This is a genomic window from Enterovibrio sp. QJM3NY_24 (assembly GCF_057786035.1).
Genome location: NZ_CM173520.1, coordinates 675,465 through 694,159 on the forward strand (window position 1 = coordinate 675,465; position 18,695 = coordinate 694,159).

Below are 18,695 nucleotides of genomic sequence, written 5' to 3' on the forward strand. Positions count from 1 at the left end.
CACATAAGCGTAGACCGCTAGTGACAGTTGATAAAGTGAGAAAAAGCAAAAGCCTGTTTGCACTTATCGATAAATCACGTCATAACTGAGTAACGCTCAAAAAATATCCAAACATGAGCAGTACGAGAGTTTGCGCGAGCACATTGGATTGGCACAGAGACGGAACTCATGAAGAGGTAAAAGTGACGCCCATTTACAAAGGAACGATGGCAATGCTAATTGGCATTTCCATACTCAGCGTCGATAGTCTGTTAATCAGATTAATTGAGGCATCCGGTTGGACGTTGCTTTTCTGGCGAGGCCTGATCTCTGCAATAGTGATTACGGCATTTGTACTTGTCCGTAACCCCAAAGAATCGCTAACAGCACTGAAAAAACCTTCCAAAAATTTACTGATCGGGTCTTTGGCATTCTCTCTCTCCACGGTGTGTTTCGTTTTATCGATTGAACACACTCAAGTTGCCAGCACGCTTATTATTATCAATGTCAGCCCGTTGATCTGCGCAGCGCTTGCGTTTGTGTTTTTAAAAGAAAAAATTGACACAAGAACTCTCTTGGCGATAGTTGCAGCGACTTTTGGCATCGTGTTTGTTTTTTATGGGAAGGCGTTACCGAACGCGTCGTTTGGCAATATGATGGCGTTAGTCACTGCATTGATGTTGGCCACTTATTTTGTGGTACTACGAGAAAGTAAAAGCGCAAATGCTCAACTGTTCCTGATCTTTGGCGGACTATGTACAGCGACCATTGCGCTGATAGCAGGTGCAGAGCCCTTTTCGCTGACGCAGCAAGAGTGGGTATATATTCTCATTTTGTGTGCGGGTGTTGTGCCTGTTTCCTTTATCTTGATTTCCATTGGCCCGAAATACCTTCCTGCTGCTCATGCCAATCTCTTCATGCTGTTAGAGGCAATTCTTGGGCCGATTTTTGTTTGGATGGCATTGGGAGAAGTACCGAGTGAGAATGTATTGATCGGGGGTGGAATTATCTTGCTGACGCTAGTGTTGTTTACACTCTCGGCGGCAAAGAGCCGAAAAATGTCCAATAAAAAGCCCAGCGCACTGTAATCAATACGCTGGGCATCGTGTTGAATGCCAACCTATAAGCGCAAACTCTGCCACGCTTCGCACATAGTACGAAATGTCGCAGCATCACCTTCAGGGCGATCGGGGTGCCACTTCAACGCCATTTTGCGCCACTGTCGGCGGATCTCTAAGTTTGATGCTGTATCTGATAACCCCAAGGCTTTTAACGCATTGCGCCGTTCTACGGTAGTTTCGCTGCAGTGACCAACGTGCTGCTGATACCGTTTCCAAAATGACTTGAGCAGCTCTCGAACGTCTTCTGTCTGCGCATCATAGTTTTTCCAATCCATGTAGTATTCGCGCAATGGATCATCGCGATTCACTTCATGTTGGACAAAACCTGACCCTGCTCCACGCCACATCAATCGAATATCCATGGATTCAACTTGAAGCCATTGGTTGGGAAGCAACGTCTCTTGTAACTGGTAGAGCGCGTTCATGATGAGAAAATTACGCTTAAACAGGTCCAATTGGGGATCATCATCCAAGTGGTCCATGATGGTATTTTTCTGCAGTTCAGCCATTAGGTAGTGGACTTTCCAGCTTTCATTCGACGCTTCAAGAACACTAAGTATCGGCCAGATCAGAGGGTTATCAATTTCATCCCGTTGTTCTGCAAGCATACTGCCATTTCTCCTTTGCCCTAATGTCGTACTTATAAGACATTAATCCATAATCACGTGAATCGCCTACAAAATTGCTTTCTTCTGTAATGAGTCACAACTTCTTGTCTTCTTCAGTTTGGCGTTACCGCTCGCTATTGACAAAAGACTCAGAAAACAGAGGTTGCATACTCAGTGCCAGTTTTGAGATTAAGTGTTAGATTTTTCGACATTGTGATTAGTGAAAAACGTGAGATATGCGCAGGGTGTTGAGAAGAAAGAAAAAAGGCCAAAGCGAGGCTTTGGCCTTTTGACTAGATAACAATAGACAAGCGTTAATCAGATTAAACGCATCGTGACAAAGCGGCAAAAAAGTGACGCAATATCATTTTCACCGCATCGCTAACAACGTTAAACGACCTGATTACACGCAGTGCTTAACCGCGGTAATAGCGCTGTGGCACGAACGGCATTTTCTCTACCGTCATCGGCAATTTCTTACCACGCACTTCCGCAAACACTTCCGTGCCAATCACTGCACTTGCTATTGCTACATAGCCCATCGCTACGGGTTGACCTTTGGTTGGGCCAAACGTGCCGCTGGTGACGATACCTATTTCATTGTCATCGGCATCAAACAGTTTTGCGCCTTCGCGAACAGGCGCTTTGCTTGAACCAATGAGACCAACACGCTTACGTGACACATCTTTGGTGGCGATTTGATCAAGAATAATGTCAGCACCAGGGAAGCCACCCGCTCGTTCGCCGTCTGCACGACGTGGCTTGCTGATCGCCCAAAGCAAACTTGCTTCAACTGGCGTAGTGGTGGTGTCGATGTCGTGCCCATACAGGCACAATCCGCACTCAAGACGCAGTGAATCACGCGCGCCAAGACCAATCCACTCGACTTCGTCGTTCGCTAGCACTGAGCGAGCAAACGCATCGGCTTGATCGGCAGGCACTGAGATTTCATAGCCATCTTCACCGGTGTAGCCTGAGCGACTCACCACGCATTCTATGCCGCCAAGATCCATCATTGCCGCGTCCATAAACACCATGTCTGCCACAGCAGGGTTCAAACGGGCAAGCACGTCAGCCGCTTTCGGGCCTTGTAAGGCAAGCAGTGCGCGATCTTCAATCAGTTCCAGCGTGACATCCGCAGGCAAGTTAGCCCGTAGATGTGCAATGTCCTGTTCTTTACATGCTGCATTAACGACCACAAACAGGTGATCGCCAAAGTTGGTCACCATCAAGTCATCCATCAAGCCGCCTTGCTCATTGGTAAACAGTGCATAGCGTTGTTTACCTGCTGGCAGATCAATAATATCGACTGGCACTAATGCTTCCAGCGCCTTTGCCGCGTTTTCGCCGTGAAGGCGAAGTTGCCCCATGTGCGAAACGTCAAACAAGCCGGCATTATCACGGCAATGAATGTGTTCTTTACGCACACCTAACGCGTACTGAACGGGCATTTCGTAACCAGCAAATGGCACCATTTTGCCACCCATTTCAATGTGCAGATCGTGTAGCGGGGTTTTCAAAAGATCCTGAGACATGTTTCACTCCATGATCACGGCGTCAGCCGACGTTCTCGCATTTCCGCTCTATCTGTAAGCTCAAGATGTACGCAAGCTAAAGATATTAACGGGCTAAAATATGTGTGCACCTGACACTATCAGGACGCGGTCACCCATAAAATCAGGGCATCTTGTTCACTGGACGAGGTAAGCATGTGACCCATCGCGGCGTCGTAATACACGCTGTCACCCTCATTCAGTTCAATCGCTTCATAAAACTCAGAAAAGAAAGCAATGCTGCCTTCTAGTACTAATAGGAATTCTTCGCCATCGTGACGGATCCACTCGTCGTACTCTTCAAATGTGCGAGCACGAACCCGTGATTTGAACGGAAACATTTTTTTGTTGGTGAGTTGCGACGCCAACAATTCATGTTCATAGGTTCCCGTTGGGCGCATCTTGCCTTCACCCATGCGCGTGACATCACGACGACCCATCGCTTTGCGCTGTTTCGGTGGCGCAAACAATTGGGGAATATCAATGTTCAACCCCGCCGCCAGTTTCTGCATGGCTTGGAATGTAGGCGAGATTTGTTCATTTTCAATCTTGGATAAGGTAGAGCGCGCCAAGCCAGTTAACTTGCTCGCTTCTTCTAACGTTAGCCCACTACTCGTGCGAATTTCTTTTAGGCGCTCGCCTAACTTTAGCGGTGCAATATGTGCATCAGCTTGTCCACTCGCTCTTTCAATGGTTACTGACGGATACACATCCTGTGCATCTGAGTCTGTCATTTTTCGTCCCTCACCTTTGGCAATTCATCAAGCACGTTGTTGGCGTATTTGTCGTGAGCCGCCATTTTTACACGAGAATAGATTTACTCAACACGGCCAAGTTAACATTTTTAACAAAAAGTTTCCTATAGGAAACTTACTCACTCACCATGGTTTGCTTAACACTGATGTTCAGCACAGAATTTCAGACTAAGTCCAATGGGGTGACAGCTCAAGAAATAACCGCTCGAACAGAGATAATATCAAGTGACTGTTTTATATGATTATTATTTATTTACAAGTAAATGCTAATTGCAATCTTTTCAGCAAAATAGTAAAAAGGCAAACGTTTGCGCAAGCTAGGTATTCTTGATGCATCTATCAAGGAACTTAAATGCAAAACTGTCTACGGGATCACAATGAGAGTTTCCTATAGGAAATTTTGTTTTGCACGACGCAAATACGGGTTGTATGTTACGCAAATGTTGAAGTCGAAATAACGATAATAAACCACTCTTGCTATACCCAAAGTAGACATGTGCAAAGCACAGGCTGAAATGGGCAACAATGAGAACTGGACGACAACACCTGACACGGACTAACCATTACCTCGGTATCCGTGATGCTTAACCTACAAAGCAAGGATACGTGCGATGAGTCATAGCATGTTTGACCTGTTTAAAATTGGCGTTGGCCCTTCAAGCTCCCACACTGTGGGTCCGATGTTGGCAAGCGCTCGATTCGCTTCTGCGTTACGTGAAAAGGAACGGCTCCACAATGTGGAGAATGTGCGTGTCGAACTTTATGGTTCGTTGGCGCTCACCGGAAAAGGCCACGCAACCGATGTTGCTTGTGTGATGGGATTAATGGGGGAATGGCCAGATAGCATCAACTCAGACGATATCCCTACACTGGCCGCCATGGTCAAAGGCAGTAAAGAACTGCCTTTAGATGGTCATCGTTTTATTCCGTTTGATTGGGATACCGATCTGGTCTTCCATTTTGACCAAGTGCTCCCCGAACACCCTAACGGTATGACGTTGACAGCCTTAGGTGAGAATGCTGAAGCCCTGCTCTCTCGGACCTATTTTTCGGTTGGAGGAGGCTTTGTTGTAGAAAAAGGTGAAACGGATGCGCTGGCCTCTGATTTCAAGCCGCCTTTTCCGTTTACCAGTGCCGTCGAACTGTTGGCACATTGTGAGGAAGAAAACAAATCGATTGCGCAAATCATGTTTGTGAACGAACTCGCTCGAGCAAAACATGAGGACAAACACGCAACCATCGACACAATAAACCAAAACATTGAAGCCATTTGGCAAGTGATGTTGTCTTGTATTGAGCGCGGCATTGAACAAGACGGCGTCTTACCTGGCGGATTACAGCTCAAACGACGCGCTAAGAATCTACACGATCGTATTGTAAAGAAAGATACCGATGGCTTGCCCGTGGACACCAACGATTGGGTCAACATGTATGCCATGGCAGTTAATGAAGAAAACGCCGCGGGCGGTCGTGTTGTCACGGCACCAACCAATGGCGCGGCAGGTGTCATCCCAGCAGTATTGGCGTACTACAACAAGTTTGTTGCGCCAAACAATGTTGAAGGCATCCGAACGTTTTTGGCGACAGCCGCTGCGATTGGTTCGCTTTACAAAACCAATGCGTCTATTTCAGCTGCCGAAGTTGGATGCCAAGGTGAAATTGGCGTGGCGTGCTCAATGGCAGCAGCTGGATTAGCCGCGGCGATGGGGGCGACACCAGAACAAATTGAAAACGCGGCGGAAATCGGCATGGAGCACAATCTTGGCCTGACGTGTGACCCTATCAATGGTTTGGTGCAAGTACCCTGTATTGAACGAAACACTATGGGCGCAGTGAAAGCGATTAACGCGACTCGCTTAGCGCTCAATGGTGACGGCAGTCACCATGTTTCGCTTGATAGCGTGATTAAAACCATGCACGAGACGGGTCTCGACATGATGAGTAAGTACAAAGAAACGTCCCAAGGCGGGTTGGCAACGAACGCCATTGCCATCAATGTGGTCGCTTGCTAACCAATGTTGATGTGAAAAAACCTGACCAGCACGAAGAATTTATCGGTGTTCAGAGGGAAATGCTGAACACCAAGGAAGCCCAAATTTTCCGCTGTATGTATAGCGGACAACAATTAACTCGTTTCATACGGAGATGTAAAAATGGATGCAACCCTGAAGTTTTCTAAGAGCCATGAGTGGGTAAAAGACAACGGCGACGGCACTGTCACTGTTGGGATTTCTGATCACGCACAACAACTTCTTGGCGATGTCGTTTTTGTCGATCTGCCAGAAGTTGGTAGTGATGTGGAAGTCGGCGAAGGCTTTTCTCTCGTAGAATCAGTAAAAGCAGCATCGGATATTTACGGCCCAGTAAATGGCGAAGTGCTTGAAGTTAACGAAAATCTGGATGACAGCCCAGAGTTGGTTAACGAAGAACCTTTCGAGGGCGGTTGGATTGCAAAAATCAAGCTCGCAGATGACAGCAACCTTGATCATCTGATGAACGCTGAAGCATACCTAGAAACTATCGAAGACTAATTCAGGACGCAGGTCATGACAGAATCACGCCTACTCGATCAACTGCAATCTCACAATGAGTTTGCCACTCGCCACAATGGTCCGCGCGAATCCGATCAGCACGAGATGCTGAAAACGGTAAACGCCACCAGCCTCGAACACTTGATTGAAGAAACAGTGCCTGCTGCCATCCGTTTGGCTCAGCCGCTGGATCTTGACGACGCTCTGAGCGAAGTCGCTATGCTGCAAAAGCTAAAAGCGATTGCTAGCAAGAACATCATTAAGCGAAGCTTTATTGGTCAAGGTTACTATGGCACTCACACGCCAAACCCAATTCTGCGCAACGTGCTTGAAAACCCAGGTTGGTACACGGCTTATACCCCGTATCAACCTGAAATCTCCCAAGGTCGCCTTGAATCTCTGCTGAACTTCCAGCAAATGGTGATGGATTTGACCGGCATGGATCTCGCAAACGCATCACTGCTGGATGAAGCGACAGCTGCTGCAGAAGCCATGACCCTGTGTAAACGTGGCGGTAAGAGCAAAAGTAATACCTTCTTCGTGGCTGACGACGTTCACTCACAAACACTGGACGTGATTAAGACTCGCGCACAATTTATGGGTTTCGACGTCGTTGTTGGTGCAGAAGACACGCTGCCGACCCATGATGTCTTCGGTGCGCTTCTTCAATACCCAGGCACAACGGGCCAAGTGCGCGATTTGACAGCGCTTATTGCATCTGCCCAAGCGAACAAAACATTGGTTGCTGTGGCGACTGACCTTCTCTCGTTAACCTTGTTAAAAGCTCCGGGTGAAATGGGCGCTGATGTTGTCATTGGTTCGGCACAACGATTCGGCGTGCCAATGGGCTTTGGTGGTCCTCACGCGGCCTTTATGGCCACGCGTGACAAGCTGAAACGCACCATGCCGGGCCGTGTTATTGGCGTATCTGTTGATACCAAAGGCCACCAAGCATTGCGCATGGCGATGCAAACTCGCGAGCAACATATTCGCCGTGAGAAAGCCACGTCTAACATCTGTACGGCGCAAGCACTTCTGGCGAACATGGCAGCTTTTTACGCGGTTTATCATGGTCCACAAGGCCTGAAGAAGATCGCACGTCGTGTACATCATTTGACGGCTTTGGCAGCAGCAGCATTTAACCACGCAGGCGTTGCGCTAGCGCACCATGATTTCTTCGACACCATCGCGTTGAATACTGGCTCGGACACTGACGCTTTGTTCCAAAAAGCACAAGACGCTGGTTTCAATCTGCGCAAACTAGAGGGTCAACTGAGTATCAGTTTCGATGAGACAACCACACTGGAAGAAGTGAATGCACTGGTTGCAGCACTGACTGACGAATCAGACGTTGCGCCTTTCGCTTCTTCTGTGGAAGCAGACGAATTCGCCGCGATTCCAGAAACGTGCCGTCGCACTAGTGATTACCTGACTCACCCTGTGTTTAATACACACCAGAGTGAAACCCAGCTAATGCGCTACATGAAGAAGCTGGAAAACAAAGATTTTTCTTTGACTCACGGCATGATCCCACTAGGCAGCTGCACCATGAAGCTAAACGCAGCCGCAGAAATGATCCCTGTGACTTGGCCAGAATTCGGCGCATTGCACCCGTTTGTTCCTGCGAATCAAGCGTTAGGTTATGGCGAACTGGCAACGTCGTTGAACAAGATGCTTTGTGAAATCACAGGCTACGATGCCATGTCGCTTCAACCAAATTCTGGCGCGCAAGGCGAATACGCGGGTTTAATCGCCATTCAGCGTTATCACGAAAGCCGTGGCGACACGCACCGCAATGTTTGCCTGATCCCAAGCTCTGCACATGGCACGAACCCAGCATCAGCCTCGATGGTTTCCATGAAAGTGGTCGTTGTCGGCTGTGATGACAATGGCAACATCGATGTGGCGGATCTGAAAGCGAAGATCGAAAAACACCGCAACGAATTGTCATGCATCATGATCACTTACCCATCTACACATGGTGTATATGAAGAAGCGGTTCAAGAAGTGTGTGAATTGGTTCATGAAGCAGGCGGTCAAGTTTACCTTGATGGCGCTAACATGAACGCACAGGTAGGTTTGACCACGCCAGGCTTTATTGGCTCTGACGTGTCTCACCTTAACCTGCACAAAACCTTCTGTATTCCACACGGTGGTGGCGGTCCAGGTATGGGTCCAATCGGTGTGAAATCGCACCTTGCACCCTTCTTGCCAGGCCACGTAGAAGACGGCTCAAACTTCGCGGTGTCTGCTGCGCAGTTGGGCAGTGCGTCTATCTTACCTATCTCATGGGCATACATCGCCATGATGGGTGAGCAAGGCCTAACAGAAGCCACCAAGATCGCTATCTTGAGCGCGAACTATGTGATGGAGCGTTTGCGCCCTTACTACCCTGTCCTGTACCGCGGTACACATGGTCGTATTGCGCATGAGTGCATCATTGATATTCGCCCACTTAAAGACGCGTCAGGCATCAGTGAAGAAGACATCGCGAAACGCCTGATGGACTTTGGTTTCCATGCACCAACCATGTCGTTCCCTGTTGCGGGCACACTGATGATTGAGCCAACGGAAAGTGAAGACAAAGCAGAGCTAGATCGTTTCTGTGATGCAATGATCGCTATTCGTGAAGAAATCGCAAAAGTACAAGACGGTGAATGGCCGCTGGAAAACAACCCATTGGTCAATGCACCGCACACCCAAGCTGATCTGATGTCGGCAGAGTGGGAACGTCCATACAGCCGCGAGCAAGCCTGTTTCCCTAGCGTACAAGCGAAGGCTGCCAAATACTGGCCAACGGTAAATCGTGTCGATAACGTCTACGGTGATCGTAACCTGATTTGTTCTTGCCCTAGCATTGAAAGCTACGTGGAAGAGTAATCCACTTGTTTCATTAAGCGCTGCAGAACGATATAAAAAGGGCCATCGAATACGATGGCCCTTTTCTTTTTGATCAAAATCTATCTTTGTCTAGATAAAACCCCATATTGACCAGTTATTCCCCCCCCCTCAAAAAACTCTCTATTTTCACTTAAAACATCCTTCACCTCGCTGGGACCTAAAAACAGTAGAAAATCACAGGAAAATCACTAATAAACAAACGTTTATTGTTTAATGTCATAATGAGAAATACGCAAAAATCATCTTCATTATGAGACGCATATTGCACTATTTGTACATCCCTAAAATTACTTCTAGGCTCGAGTCATAAGTTAACTTTAATGGACTCTTGGAGTTGTTATGACAAAGCGCAAATTGGACGTTACAGATGTGGAAGGAAACGTATTTGTCATTTCATCATCTGGCAAGCAGGAAGTATTAAAGGCAGGCGATGAGCTTAAGAAAGGCGACATCATTGTTAGTGAACATAGTGACTCTGCATCCGTAGAAACCAAAGACGAGGTCATTGAACTCAATGATGAAATCTTACTGATCGGGAAAGATGAAGATACACAAATCGTTTTACCGGACAGTACGCCAGCTAAAGTCATTGAAATAGTCAGTGCTCAAAACCACCCCGTTGAAGCCAACTCGATGACTGATTTTTCCGGCTTCAATGGTGACGACGGCTCATTACTGAAGAGCTTGTTTGATGCCGCAAAAGACCTAAACCCAGAGGTCAATCTCACGCCTCCACAGTTTTACGGTGTGCTGTCTACCAGATATAGCACGTACATCGCCGCCCAATTAGGAAACCAGGACAACAACGATCAAAATAACGACACCAACTCTCAAACCGAAAACAACGGGAAAGATAAAGATAAAAACGACGATGAAGATCGTCCAGATTCCGTTATCGTCGGTACACCTCAAGATGACGTGTTAAATGGCACGTCACAAGACGACATTATCTTCGCCAAACAAAATGACGATATCGCCCACGACCTGGAAGGAGACGATAAACTCTACGGCTCGCAAGGAAACGACATCTTATTCGGCGATGAAGGCAAAGACACCCTCTATGGCAGCGTAGGTACCGACACACTGTACGGCGGTGACGACGATGATGTGCTTTACGGTGGCAACGCAAAAGACGGCCTGTTTGGCGGCAAAGGCGACGACATTCTATATGGCGGTACCGGCAAGGACATCATGAATGGTGGTGATGATAAAGACACGTTGTATGGCGACGTCGGTAACGACATTCTCAAAGGCGACAAGGGTGATGACAAGCTATATGGCGGCAAAGGCAACGATGTTCAGCTTGGTGGCGAGGGTGACGATAAGCTTTGGGGTGATAAAGGCAACGATAGCCTGTCTGGTGGTGACGGCAAAGATTTGATCTATGGCGGTGTTGGTAACGATGTTGTCAAGGGTGGCGACGGTGACGACACCCTTTATGGTAGCGATGGCAATGACGTCGTGTTTGGCGACAACGGTAAAGACAAGCTTTACGGCGGTAACGGCAATGACACATTAGACGGCGGGGATGACGATGACCGTCTGAATGGCGGCAGCGGCGATGACTTACTGTTCGGTGGCAAAGGTGATGATAACCTTTCTGGCAGCAGCGGCAGCGATACTGTGTATGGTGGTGAAGGTACAAATACCCTTACGCTCGGCAGCGGTAACAATGTGGTTGTTTATGACGGTAAAGGTAATGACACTGTGACCGATTTCAGTGTTCGCGATGACAAAATCGTGGTGCCTAAAGCCTTGGGACTTCTTTCGTTCGAATTTCTTGATTTATCACAAGATGGGGACGACACCTTACTGTCGGTTGGCGATAATATACTTCGTCTAGAAAACATCGCATTCTCAACGCTTAGCGATGACAATTTTGAATTTGCATCAGACAATGAGTTCGCGTCTTTCATCTCAACCCCTGCCCCCTCTTTTGATGAGGTGGCCGTCGTGAACAACAGCCAAGGTAACTTCCTTGCTACAGGGAATTTGGTCGAGAGTGAACAAGCCGTTGGTCAGTGGCATCTCGCCTCGTTCACAGTGGATGGCTCTGTTTATGAAGTGAGCGATGCGACTGTCGTAGTTGAAACTTCGCGTGGCGAACTGACCATTTTTGGCAGTGATGATGAAAACCATGACGAAGGCAGCTACTCCTATCGATTGACGTCGGAAGCGATCACAGACGAAGTACTAGAGCAGTTTGAGTTCACGCTGGCGAATGAATTTGATGAAACCATAGAAAGCACCTTTGATATTCGTTCTGGCGGCAATGCAGATGCTGCGCTGCATGATCTGGTCGATGATAATATTATCGACGGGCTCACGGGCGACAACGTCCTAGTAGGTGACGACGACATGAATATCATGCGTGGTTTCTCTGGGAACGATTATATCGACGCCGGCTTGGGGAATGATCTGATCACTGGCGGTGCAGGCTCTGATGACATGTTTGGTGGGGAAGGTTCTGATACGTTTATTTTCCTACAGACCGATGCAGGTCAAAACACCCTCGATACCATCAACGACTACTCAGTGACTGACGACCTACTTGATCTCCGTGATATTCTTGATAGTGTCGAAAACGAAGATATTGGCCTATACCTAGTGTCACTTGAAAACAATGCTGACAATGAAGCCGTCCTATCCATTGCGTCAAATGCATCGGATGTGGACCAACAAATCGAATTTTCTGGTCTGTCTGTTTCCGATATTGCAGAAAGTCTTGGTATGGCATCTTCTTCCTTCGGACAAGACGTCATTACAAATCTGCTAGAAGAAAACAAAATCATCACCGCTGATTTTTAGTTTTCACCCAATTCAACCAACACCCAAAGGCCTGTCATCGCAGGCCTTTTTCTCAATGTGCGAATACCGCTTTAATCTCGGCAATCTCTTCATTACTGAGATATTGCAGGTTTTCATTTGGAGTTTGTAATCTTAGTGCTGCCGTTTCTTCCAGCTCTTCAAAGTTATACATAGCACCTTTAAGGTTTTCACCCATGACAACTAAACCCGCATTTGTTGTCAACAAAGCATGATGCTGTCTGGCTTTTTCTGCCAGCATACAAAACTCATTACTGATTCCATTGTTATCAGTGACCGAGACTCGGGGTAGTATCGGCGTTCGCATCGCAACAAACGGCGCAAACGCAGGCAAAACGTTCTCCGGATTAAGGCTCTCGTTGTCTGCCAGTTTTGAAATGTGTTTGGAACGCATAGAAACAATGGCGCGATACTTGGGATTCGCACGATATATAGCCAAGTGGCACTCAACATCCCATTGCGGCTTCTCTCCGGATATGAGCTGACCTTCTAGAGACATTAATGAAAGCAACTGTGGTTGCAGCTTTCCATGACCCAAACCGTTTGGCGTCATCAAGACTGTGTCATCGCTCATCAACACAGAGAGATTACCTCGCCCTTCTACACCTTGTCTGTGCAAAAAAAGTTCGCGGCTGTAATCAACGAGCTGCTTCCGTAGATTACCCTGCTCTAACATGTCTCATCTCCAACCAAATAATTGTCACTGCCAAAAATATCGTAAACGTCTATTGAGTCTGTCTTGCTTCAATCAAGCCTGTAATACCTTTCATTAAAGCAATCAAATCTTCCGAGGAACGCTGTAAGTACGCTTCATGAGTATGTTTCGCCGTTTCTTTGTCACCACGTTCAATTGCGCTGACTAAATGCGAGTACGCATCAACTGAATCCCAAGGCGTTGCGCCTAATTTGGAAACCATTGCCCGAACACGGCGAGATTTATCCATCATGCGCTGCATGAGCAATAAAAAGGTTTTGTTACCCGTTAACCGGATCAGCGACATACGAAAACCTGCTTCATGCCTCATCCACTTAGTGTGGCTTTGCTGGTCACGTGCGTCATGAAGTCCTTGAAGATGAAATCTTAAGGTATCCCAACGCTTTTCATCCAGCGTTTGGAGATCAAGATGGCTGATGGCAAATAGCTCCAACGCGGCAACCACCTCAAGCACTTCATGAAGCTCATCCAAGGAGATTGGCTTGATATAGATGCCGCGTCTTGGCACTGGCTCAACCAACCCTTCTTGCGCCAACCGAATACATGCTTCCCTCAGTGGCGTACGTGAAACGTCGATACGACGTGCCAGCGCCTCTTCGAGGTAGTAACTCCCGACTTCAAGTTCATTGGACAAAACCATTTGCCTGACAGCCTGATATGCCGTTTCTGTCAGCGTTCTTCTCATCACCATCCTTAACATTCATGCGCTTCGCTGTGGAAGATGCCTCCCCCGAAAGACTCGCATTGCGTCATGACCATTTATACGTATTTCATACTTTATGTATACATTGATAGTTTTGTTAGAAAGTGAAAATTTCGCAAGTTGAAGACACTTATTAACTTATATACATCAATAAATGAGAGGCTTATCACTTAATCTCTCAATCTCAAGTCATAAAAATCATAGGTCATTTTTGCGAATTTAGAATTTTCCTATTTTTAATGTATACATTAAATTGTCTTTTAGAGCCGCTAGAAATACGTTACATGGATAGAATGAGGAATGGATAGACGAATAGATGGAGTGTCTAAGCAAGGGCGGCACTTGAAGGGAGAGAACAATCAGCCTCTGATTGAATCCGATACGGTTAAAATACCTCCATATTTTCACTGTTCTATTGATACAGATCTCAAAAATAGGCTTTTAGACTACCGATTCATTCGGCAAACCGTAGTCTGAATACTCCTTTACAGCACAAAACATCAGGATGATGAAATGTTGCAGTAGAGTATCTCTAGTAAGAAACCAAGGAGGGCGAGATGGCAGAACAAAACGATACGCTTTATTGTGAGGACTGTGGGCAGGTGACGCTCCATATGCACATCCAACTCGAGCCACGAAAAATTTCCCCAGACAGCACCTTCTTTCAACGTGCCACGATTGTTCTTTCGAACTCAATGGATTTAATGCTCGGCAGCGCCTACGAACAATGCACATGCTGTGGTTCAACGTTTGGGTACACAGACAGTATTGGCGGTATCTAATGGCGTTAAGCGCGCTTAGTGACCTGCTCAATAACAACGGCTTTAACGCGACAATGAAAAATGGGAATGTCCGCGTGCATTCAGGTTGGGCGGTGTTGCCGATTACCATTAAGCACGACATCGCCAAAGACATGCTTGTCGTGGCATACAATCAAACCGGTCAATTGCTTGTCGCTATCCTCTTTGTTATTCAGTGCTTCATGTTCCTAGGCGCTGGCGCATTTTTCTCAGCTGGGCTTGCTGGGTCTGTCGTGTTTTTGTGTGCGATGAATGTTGTTTTGACTGACTCTTCGGCCAAAGAAATACGCCAACACTTACGGCAAATGGCCCTTCCTCAGCAAGACATTTAATCCTTTCTCTCATCCTACTAAGAGCCAAGTTCCTTTTGGACGAGGCCTTACATCAAAACGTCTTGACGCCGCTGGGCGTAAATCGAGCAATTTTGTTCAAGTTTTGATGCCCTTCGATGCTTATACTTTGCCAAGATGTTAAATCGGCACACAGGGGAATCGACGTGAACGCAGAGAATCACTTTCATTTTGCTAACAGCAAACACCTTGATGGTGTCTCCGTACTTGATGCCAATATGCGTGAATTTGCCTACGATAAGCATGCCCATGAAGAGTTCTCGATTGGCGTGACATTACAAGGCCGCCAAGATTTTTTCTGTCAAGGGGCGTACCACAAAAACCCCGCTGGCTGTGTGTTGCTGTTTAATCCTGAAGATGTCCACGACGGCAGTTCAGGCGGTCAACAAGATCTTGAGTACCTGATGTTGTATGTGCATCCCAAAAGCGTAGACAGTCAGTTTAAGGCACTTGGTGTGCGTGACCCCAACCATCTTCGCGTTGAAGGTTGCCGTCTTGATAGCTTGGCGCTGCGCAACCAAGCATTGATGATGTCTTCGTTAATCAAAGATAAACAAAGCACTCGCATTGAACAGGAATCAGCGCTGTTTCAGCTTTCTCATGCCATGGTGTCTTGTGCTGGGCTGCTTGACGAATTAGGCCCGTCTCGCCGACAAGATACCCTACTCCTTCGCGCCAAAGAGTTTATCCAATGTAATCTCGATAAAGACATGTCTATTGATGACATCGCGAATGCTGCATCTCTATCAAAATTCCACTTCATTCGGCTTTTTCGGGCCCAATTTGGTATCACACCACACCAATATGTTTTGAATTGCCGCATCAATGGGGCGAGAAAAGCATTGGGATCAGGCATGCTTTCCAGCGATGTTGCCCAAGCATTCGGTTTTGCTGACAGCAGCCACTTGAATCGTCGCTTTAAGCGCGTGTATGGCATGACGCCGAAACAATATCAGATTCAGGTCCGCCAGCTACCGCCGCCGATATTCTCTACCTAACGTCTTTTTCGCAAGCACTTACGCTCGCTATTCCATCCTATTCATCTCATTCATTTCTTCAGTAAACACACTGAGGACGTCATTTTTGCGCCTTCAATAAAGAGGTAAGATCGCCATGTTAGAACTCTGGGCATACGCTTTTGGCATCATGTACTCCCCAGGCCCTGTCAATTTACTCGGGCTTCACGGGGGGATTCACGGAAGAACAAAGCAGAATATCCCTTATTTTGTGGGGGTTGCAGCAGCAATGTTTATCTTGTTTGTCACCATGAACCTCATTGGTGGCTCGCTGGTCACTCAATCCTCGTTGCCATATTTCAGCGTGCTTGGTTGTGGCTACATTTTCTATATCGCCTACAAACTGCTAAGGGCTACTGTGACACTGACGGGGCATGATAATGAAGAATATCTGACCTTCAAAGACGGGCTCATCCTGCAACTGCTTAACCCCAAAGGCCTAATTGCCACGCTCCCTATCGTCACCATTCAGTTTCCTGCCGCAGGTATTCACGGTACAAGCAGTGTATTTTGGATCGCCGTCTTAAGCATGTTGGCCTTCGGTGCGCCAACGTCTTATTCATTAATAGGTAGTTTGCTAGGAAGACGAATTGAACAACCCATGTATTTTCGGGTGTTTAACATCGTAATGGCGTTGTTACTTGTCTTCGTTGCGTTTGAGATTGGATACCAACACGTTTATTTACCTTGGTTTGGATAAGATAAAAAAGGCCGCCTAAATAGGCGGCCAGTGTGATTCGATGTTCACTTCAACGTTGGACTGCATGTGATAGTTTCAATGTCTGTACACATCACAGAGTCTCTGCATCATTTGGTCACGTAAGAACGAACAAACTCACTGATAGCGACGAGATCGGCAATCGCAATGAACTCTTCCGTCGTGTGAACTTTTGCCATGCCTGTCGACATGTTCACCGTCAGCAGGCCTTTCTCGTTAAAAACGTTGGCGTCAGAACCGCCACCCGTAGATTTGGTCACAGGCTCAATGCCGATTGCTTCGAACGCTGCTTTAATCGCAACAACATGTGGGTTGTCATCAGAAATACGGTAGGCGTTGTAAGAACGCGTTGATTCAATTTGAATGCCTGCACCGTGCTTTTCCGCTGCGGCTTCAAACGTCGACACCATATGCTCAACTTGTTTCGCCAGTTTGTTGTCATCCAGCGAGCGCGCTTCTGCTTCAATGTAAAGCTCAGGCATCACGATGTTAGTCGCTTGCCCTCCACGCACCACACCAATATTTGCAGTGGTTTCTTCATCGATACGACTGAGGGTCATGTTACTGATTGCATCAGACGCCACGGTTAGCGCATTAATGCCAGTTTCCGGCGCCAAGCCCGCGTGCGCAGGTTTGCCTTTGATGGTGATTTTTAGGCTTTGCTGACCCGGTGCAGTCGTAATAATCGTGCCTATTGGGCCGCCTGAATCCAAGACAATCGCTTGCTGCGATTCGATCATACTCATGTCGAAGTGCTTCGCACCTTCAAGGCCCAGTTCTTCATAAACCGTAAAAGCCACTTCAATCGTTTTGTGAGCTTCACTGCTTTCTTGAATCGTGCGTATCGCTTCCATCACAGCGGCAATACCCGATTTGTCATCGCCACCCAAAATGGTTTCGCCGTTGGAGCGAATAATGCCATCTTCAATAACGGGCTCAATGCCGTTGCCTGGCGTCACAGTATCCATGTGGCTGCTGAAAATGATGCTACCATTCAGCGAACCTTTCAGTTTCCCGTAGATGTTAAAACCATTAGAAATGGCGTCTGGTACAGGCAATTTTGTGACTTCAAAACCCATCTGACCTAGCTGTTCAGCCAATACTTCTGCTACGGCTTTTTCATTGCCAGATTCACTGTCAATTTTCACCAGCTCAATAAAATGCTCAACCAGTCTTTCTTGATTAATCGTTGTCATCGGTGTGCGACTTCTTTTCTGCGAGATGAGGCAATACCATAAACCCAAATGAGGCACCGTTTAGATGGGTTACATCAATAAAATGGCCGATTTGAGAAAATGACAGACAAAAAAAGAACAAAAAAGACGGGCTAATGCCCGCCAAAGGTATGGTACCTGTTCCGCATCATTTCAGATGCTTTGTTCCTCCGACATACTTGCCAACGCTAGGATTTTTCAACACCCGCTTCATCTTCAGAGACAATAGAGGTGTCAGATTTCGATTCGCTGATCCATTGCTGCACGGCGGGGCTGTTCATGACTTGCTCTGCGTATTTCTGCGCATCAGCAGATAACGCCACGCCATATGTTATAAAGCGCAATACTACCGGCGCATACATGACATCCGCGATGGAGAACTCACCAAATAGCCAACCGCCTTCATTGCCAAACTCTTTCATTTGATCGGCCCATATTTCATCAATGCGGGCGATGTCGTTTAGGCATGCTGCCGACGGCGATATTTTTCTTCGACCACGAATATTCATAGGCATTTCATTTCTCAAGGCATTAAAACCTGAGTGCATTTCTGCAGACACTGCACGTGCTTTGGCTCGCTGTGCCACGTCCTGAGGCCAGCCCTTTCCATCGAGATAGCGATCATTCACATATTCACTGATTGCCAACGAATCCCACACCGCGATGTCACCGTCCACCAGCACAGGTACTTTCGCTGCACCTGAGTGTTTAGCGATCTCTGCGTAGAAAGACTCGGTGAAAAGCGCCAGTTCAACTTCATCAAAATCGATGTTGAAACCACGTAGTGCTAGCCAGCCGCGTAACGACCACGTTGAATAATTTTTGTTTGCGATGATGAGTTTCATTGCACACTCCTTTGCATTGATAGGGGGTGAAGACAGAACCAGTATGCTTGGTTGCACTGA

Annotated in this window: 16 protein-coding genes; 9 read left to right on the plus strand and 7 right to left on the minus strand. The window is 47.2% G+C overall.

Going from position 1 to position 18,695, the window contains the following annotated elements; translation table 11 throughout:
* The first annotated feature begins 212 nt into the window (after positions 1–212).
* Positions 213–1,067 carry a DMT family transporter gene (locus AC3CIC_RS19405; protein ID WP_016962515.1) on the plus strand — a complete coding sequence of 285 codons (855 nt, stop codon included), beginning with the start codon at positions 213–215 and terminating at the stop codon, positions 1,065–1,067.
* Between the two features lie 32 nt (positions 1,068–1,099).
* Here the strand turns inward: AC3CIC_RS19405 and AC3CIC_RS19410 are convergent, their stop codons facing one another.
* From AC3CIC_RS19410 to AC3CIC_RS19420, 3 genes are all read right to left on the minus strand, one after another.
* Positions 1,100–1,708: a DNA-J related domain-containing protein gene (locus AC3CIC_RS19410; RefSeq protein WP_016962516.1), complete on the minus strand. Its 609-nt coding sequence runs from the start codon at positions 1,706–1,708 to the stop codon at positions 1,100–1,102.
* Between the two features lie 416 nt (positions 1,709–2,124).
* On the minus strand, positions 2,125–3,243 hold the full coding sequence (gcvT, locus tag AC3CIC_RS19415; RefSeq protein WP_488516775.1) for a glycine cleavage system aminomethyltransferase GcvT: 1,119 nt from the start codon (positions 3,241–3,243) through the stop codon (positions 2,125–2,127).
* A 119-nt stretch (positions 3,244–3,362) separates the two neighbouring features.
* Positions 3,363–3,995: a helix-turn-helix domain-containing protein gene (locus AC3CIC_RS19420; protein ID WP_017003715.1), complete on the minus strand. Its 633-nt coding sequence runs from the start codon at positions 3,993–3,995 to the stop codon at positions 3,363–3,365.
* 632 nt (positions 3,996–4,627) lie between these two features.
* Here AC3CIC_RS19420 and AC3CIC_RS19425 point away from each other — a divergent pair.
* From AC3CIC_RS19425 to AC3CIC_RS19440, 4 genes are all read left to right on the plus strand, one after another.
* Positions 4,628–6,028 (plus strand): L-serine ammonia-lyase, encoded by a 1,401-nt coding sequence (locus AC3CIC_RS19425; RefSeq protein ID WP_488516776.1) that lies wholly within the window; start codon positions 4,628–4,630, stop codon positions 6,026–6,028.
* A 141-nt stretch (positions 6,029–6,169) separates the two neighbouring features.
* Positions 6,170–6,547 (plus strand): glycine cleavage system protein GcvH, encoded by a 378-nt coding sequence (gene gcvH, locus AC3CIC_RS19430; protein WP_394209118.1) that lies wholly within the window; start codon positions 6,170–6,172, stop codon positions 6,545–6,547.
* 15 nt (positions 6,548–6,562) lie between these two features.
* A complete protein-coding gene (gcvP, locus tag AC3CIC_RS19435; RefSeq protein ID WP_488516777.1) occupies positions 6,563–9,427 on the plus strand; it encodes an aminomethyl-transferring glycine dehydrogenase in 2,865 nt (954 codons plus the stop codon).
* A gap of 360 nt (positions 9,428–9,787) precedes the next feature.
* Positions 9,788–12,256 carry a calcium-binding protein gene (locus AC3CIC_RS19440; protein ID WP_488516778.1) on the plus strand — a complete coding sequence of 823 codons (2,469 nt, stop codon included), beginning with the start codon at positions 9,788–9,790 and terminating at the stop codon, positions 12,254–12,256.
* Between the two features lie 52 nt (positions 12,257–12,308).
* Here the strand turns inward: AC3CIC_RS19440 and AC3CIC_RS19445 are convergent, their stop codons facing one another.
* Positions 12,309–12,950, minus strand: a complete 642-nt coding sequence (locus tag AC3CIC_RS19445; RefSeq protein WP_488516779.1) for a class II aldolase/adducin family protein — start codon at positions 12,948–12,950, stop codon at positions 12,309–12,311.
* A gap of 49 nt (positions 12,951–12,999) precedes the next feature.
* On the minus strand, positions 13,000–13,674 hold the full coding sequence (locus tag AC3CIC_RS19450) for a GntR family transcriptional regulator (RefSeq protein ID WP_488516780.1): 675 nt from the start codon (positions 13,672–13,674) through the stop codon (positions 13,000–13,002).
* A gap of 575 nt (positions 13,675–14,249) precedes the next feature.
* On the opposite strand from AC3CIC_RS19450, the gene AC3CIC_RS19455 reads away from it, so the two are divergent.
* The 4 genes from AC3CIC_RS19455 to AC3CIC_RS19470 all read left to right on the plus strand — a co-directional run bounded on the left by AC3CIC_RS19455 (position 14,250) and on the right by AC3CIC_RS19470 (position 16,558).
* Positions 14,250–14,474, plus strand: a complete 225-nt coding sequence (locus AC3CIC_RS19455; protein ID WP_017003719.1) for a hypothetical protein — start codon at positions 14,250–14,252, stop codon at positions 14,472–14,474.
* Entirely contained in the window at positions 14,474–14,824 is a 351-nt protein-coding gene (locus AC3CIC_RS19460; protein WP_488516781.1) for a hypothetical protein, read from the plus strand. The genes AC3CIC_RS19455 and AC3CIC_RS19460 overlap by 1 nt, the downstream gene beginning before the upstream one ends.
* A 164-nt stretch (positions 14,825–14,988) precedes the next feature.
* Positions 14,989–15,840, plus strand: coding sequence for an AraC family transcriptional regulator (locus tag AC3CIC_RS19465; protein ID WP_016962529.1), 852 nt, complete (start codon positions 14,989–14,991; stop codon positions 15,838–15,840).
* Between the two features lie 115 nt (positions 15,841–15,955).
* Positions 15,956–16,558, plus strand: a complete 603-nt coding sequence (locus AC3CIC_RS19470) for a LysE family translocator (RefSeq protein ID WP_016962530.1) — start codon at positions 15,956–15,958, stop codon at positions 16,556–16,558.
* A 107-nt stretch (positions 16,559–16,665) separates the two neighbouring features.
* Here AC3CIC_RS19470 and AC3CIC_RS19475 read toward each other — a convergent pair whose 3' ends face one another.
* Positions 16,666–17,772, minus strand: a complete 1,107-nt coding sequence (locus AC3CIC_RS19475) for a M20/M25/M40 family metallo-hydrolase (RefSeq protein ID WP_488516782.1) — start codon at positions 17,770–17,772, stop codon at positions 16,666–16,668.
* Between the two features lie 206 nt (positions 17,773–17,978).
* Entirely contained in the window at positions 17,979–18,635 is a 657-nt protein-coding gene (locus AC3CIC_RS19480; RefSeq protein WP_488516783.1) for a glutathione S-transferase family protein, read from the minus strand.
* Between the last annotated feature and the right edge of the window lie 60 nt (positions 18,636–18,695).

What these genes read in the sequence shown, in the direction of transcription:
- gcvP (WP_488516777.1), top strand. Translation starts at nt 6,563, where the DNA reads ATGACAGAATCACGCCTACTCGATCAACTGCAATCTCACAATGAGTTT.
- AC3CIC_RS19455 (WP_017003719.1), top strand. Translation starts at nt 14,250, where the DNA reads ATGGCAGAACAAAACGATACGCTTTATTGTGAGGACTGTGGGCAGGTG.
- AC3CIC_RS19450 (WP_488516780.1), bottom strand. Translation starts at nt 13,674, where the DNA reads ATGAGAAGAACGCTGACAGAAACGGCATATCAGGCTGTCAGGCAAATG.
- AC3CIC_RS19425 (WP_488516776.1), top strand. Translation starts at nt 4,628, where the DNA reads ATGAGTCATAGCATGTTTGACCTGTTTAAAATTGGCGTTGGCCCTTCA.
- AC3CIC_RS19470 (WP_016962530.1), top strand. Translation starts at nt 15,956, where the DNA reads ATGTTAGAACTCTGGGCATACGCTTTTGGCATCATGTACTCCCCAGGC.
- AC3CIC_RS19420 (WP_017003715.1), bottom strand. Translation starts at nt 3,995, where the DNA reads ATGACAGACTCAGATGCACAGGATGTGTATCCGTCAGTAACCATTGAA.
- AC3CIC_RS19475 (WP_488516782.1), bottom strand. Translation starts at nt 17,772, where the DNA reads ATGACAACGATTAATCAAGAAAGACTGGTTGAGCATTTTATTGAGCTG.
- AC3CIC_RS19480 (WP_488516783.1), bottom strand. Translation starts at nt 18,635, where the DNA reads ATGAAACTCATCATCGCAAACAAAAATTATTCAACGTGGTCGTTACGC.
- AC3CIC_RS19410 (WP_016962516.1), bottom strand. Translation starts at nt 1,708, where the DNA reads ATGCTTGCAGAACAACGGGATGAAATTGATAACCCTCTGATCTGGCCG.
- AC3CIC_RS19440 (WP_488516778.1), top strand. Translation starts at nt 9,788, where the DNA reads ATGACAAAGCGCAAATTGGACGTTACAGATGTGGAAGGAAACGTATTT.
- AC3CIC_RS19445 (WP_488516779.1), bottom strand. Translation starts at nt 12,950, where the DNA reads ATGTTAGAGCAGGGTAATCTACGGAAGCAGCTCGTTGATTACAGCCGC.
- AC3CIC_RS19460 (WP_488516781.1), top strand. Translation starts at nt 14,474, where the DNA reads ATGGCGTTAAGCGCGCTTAGTGACCTGCTCAATAACAACGGCTTTAAC.
- gcvT (WP_488516775.1), bottom strand. Translation starts at nt 3,243, where the DNA reads ATGTCTCAGGATCTTTTGAAAACCCCGCTACACGATCTGCACATTGAA.
- gcvH (WP_394209118.1), top strand. Translation starts at nt 6,170, where the DNA reads ATGGATGCAACCCTGAAGTTTTCTAAGAGCCATGAGTGGGTAAAAGAC.
- AC3CIC_RS19405 (WP_016962515.1), top strand. Translation starts at nt 213, where the DNA reads ATGCTAATTGGCATTTCCATACTCAGCGTCGATAGTCTGTTAATCAGA.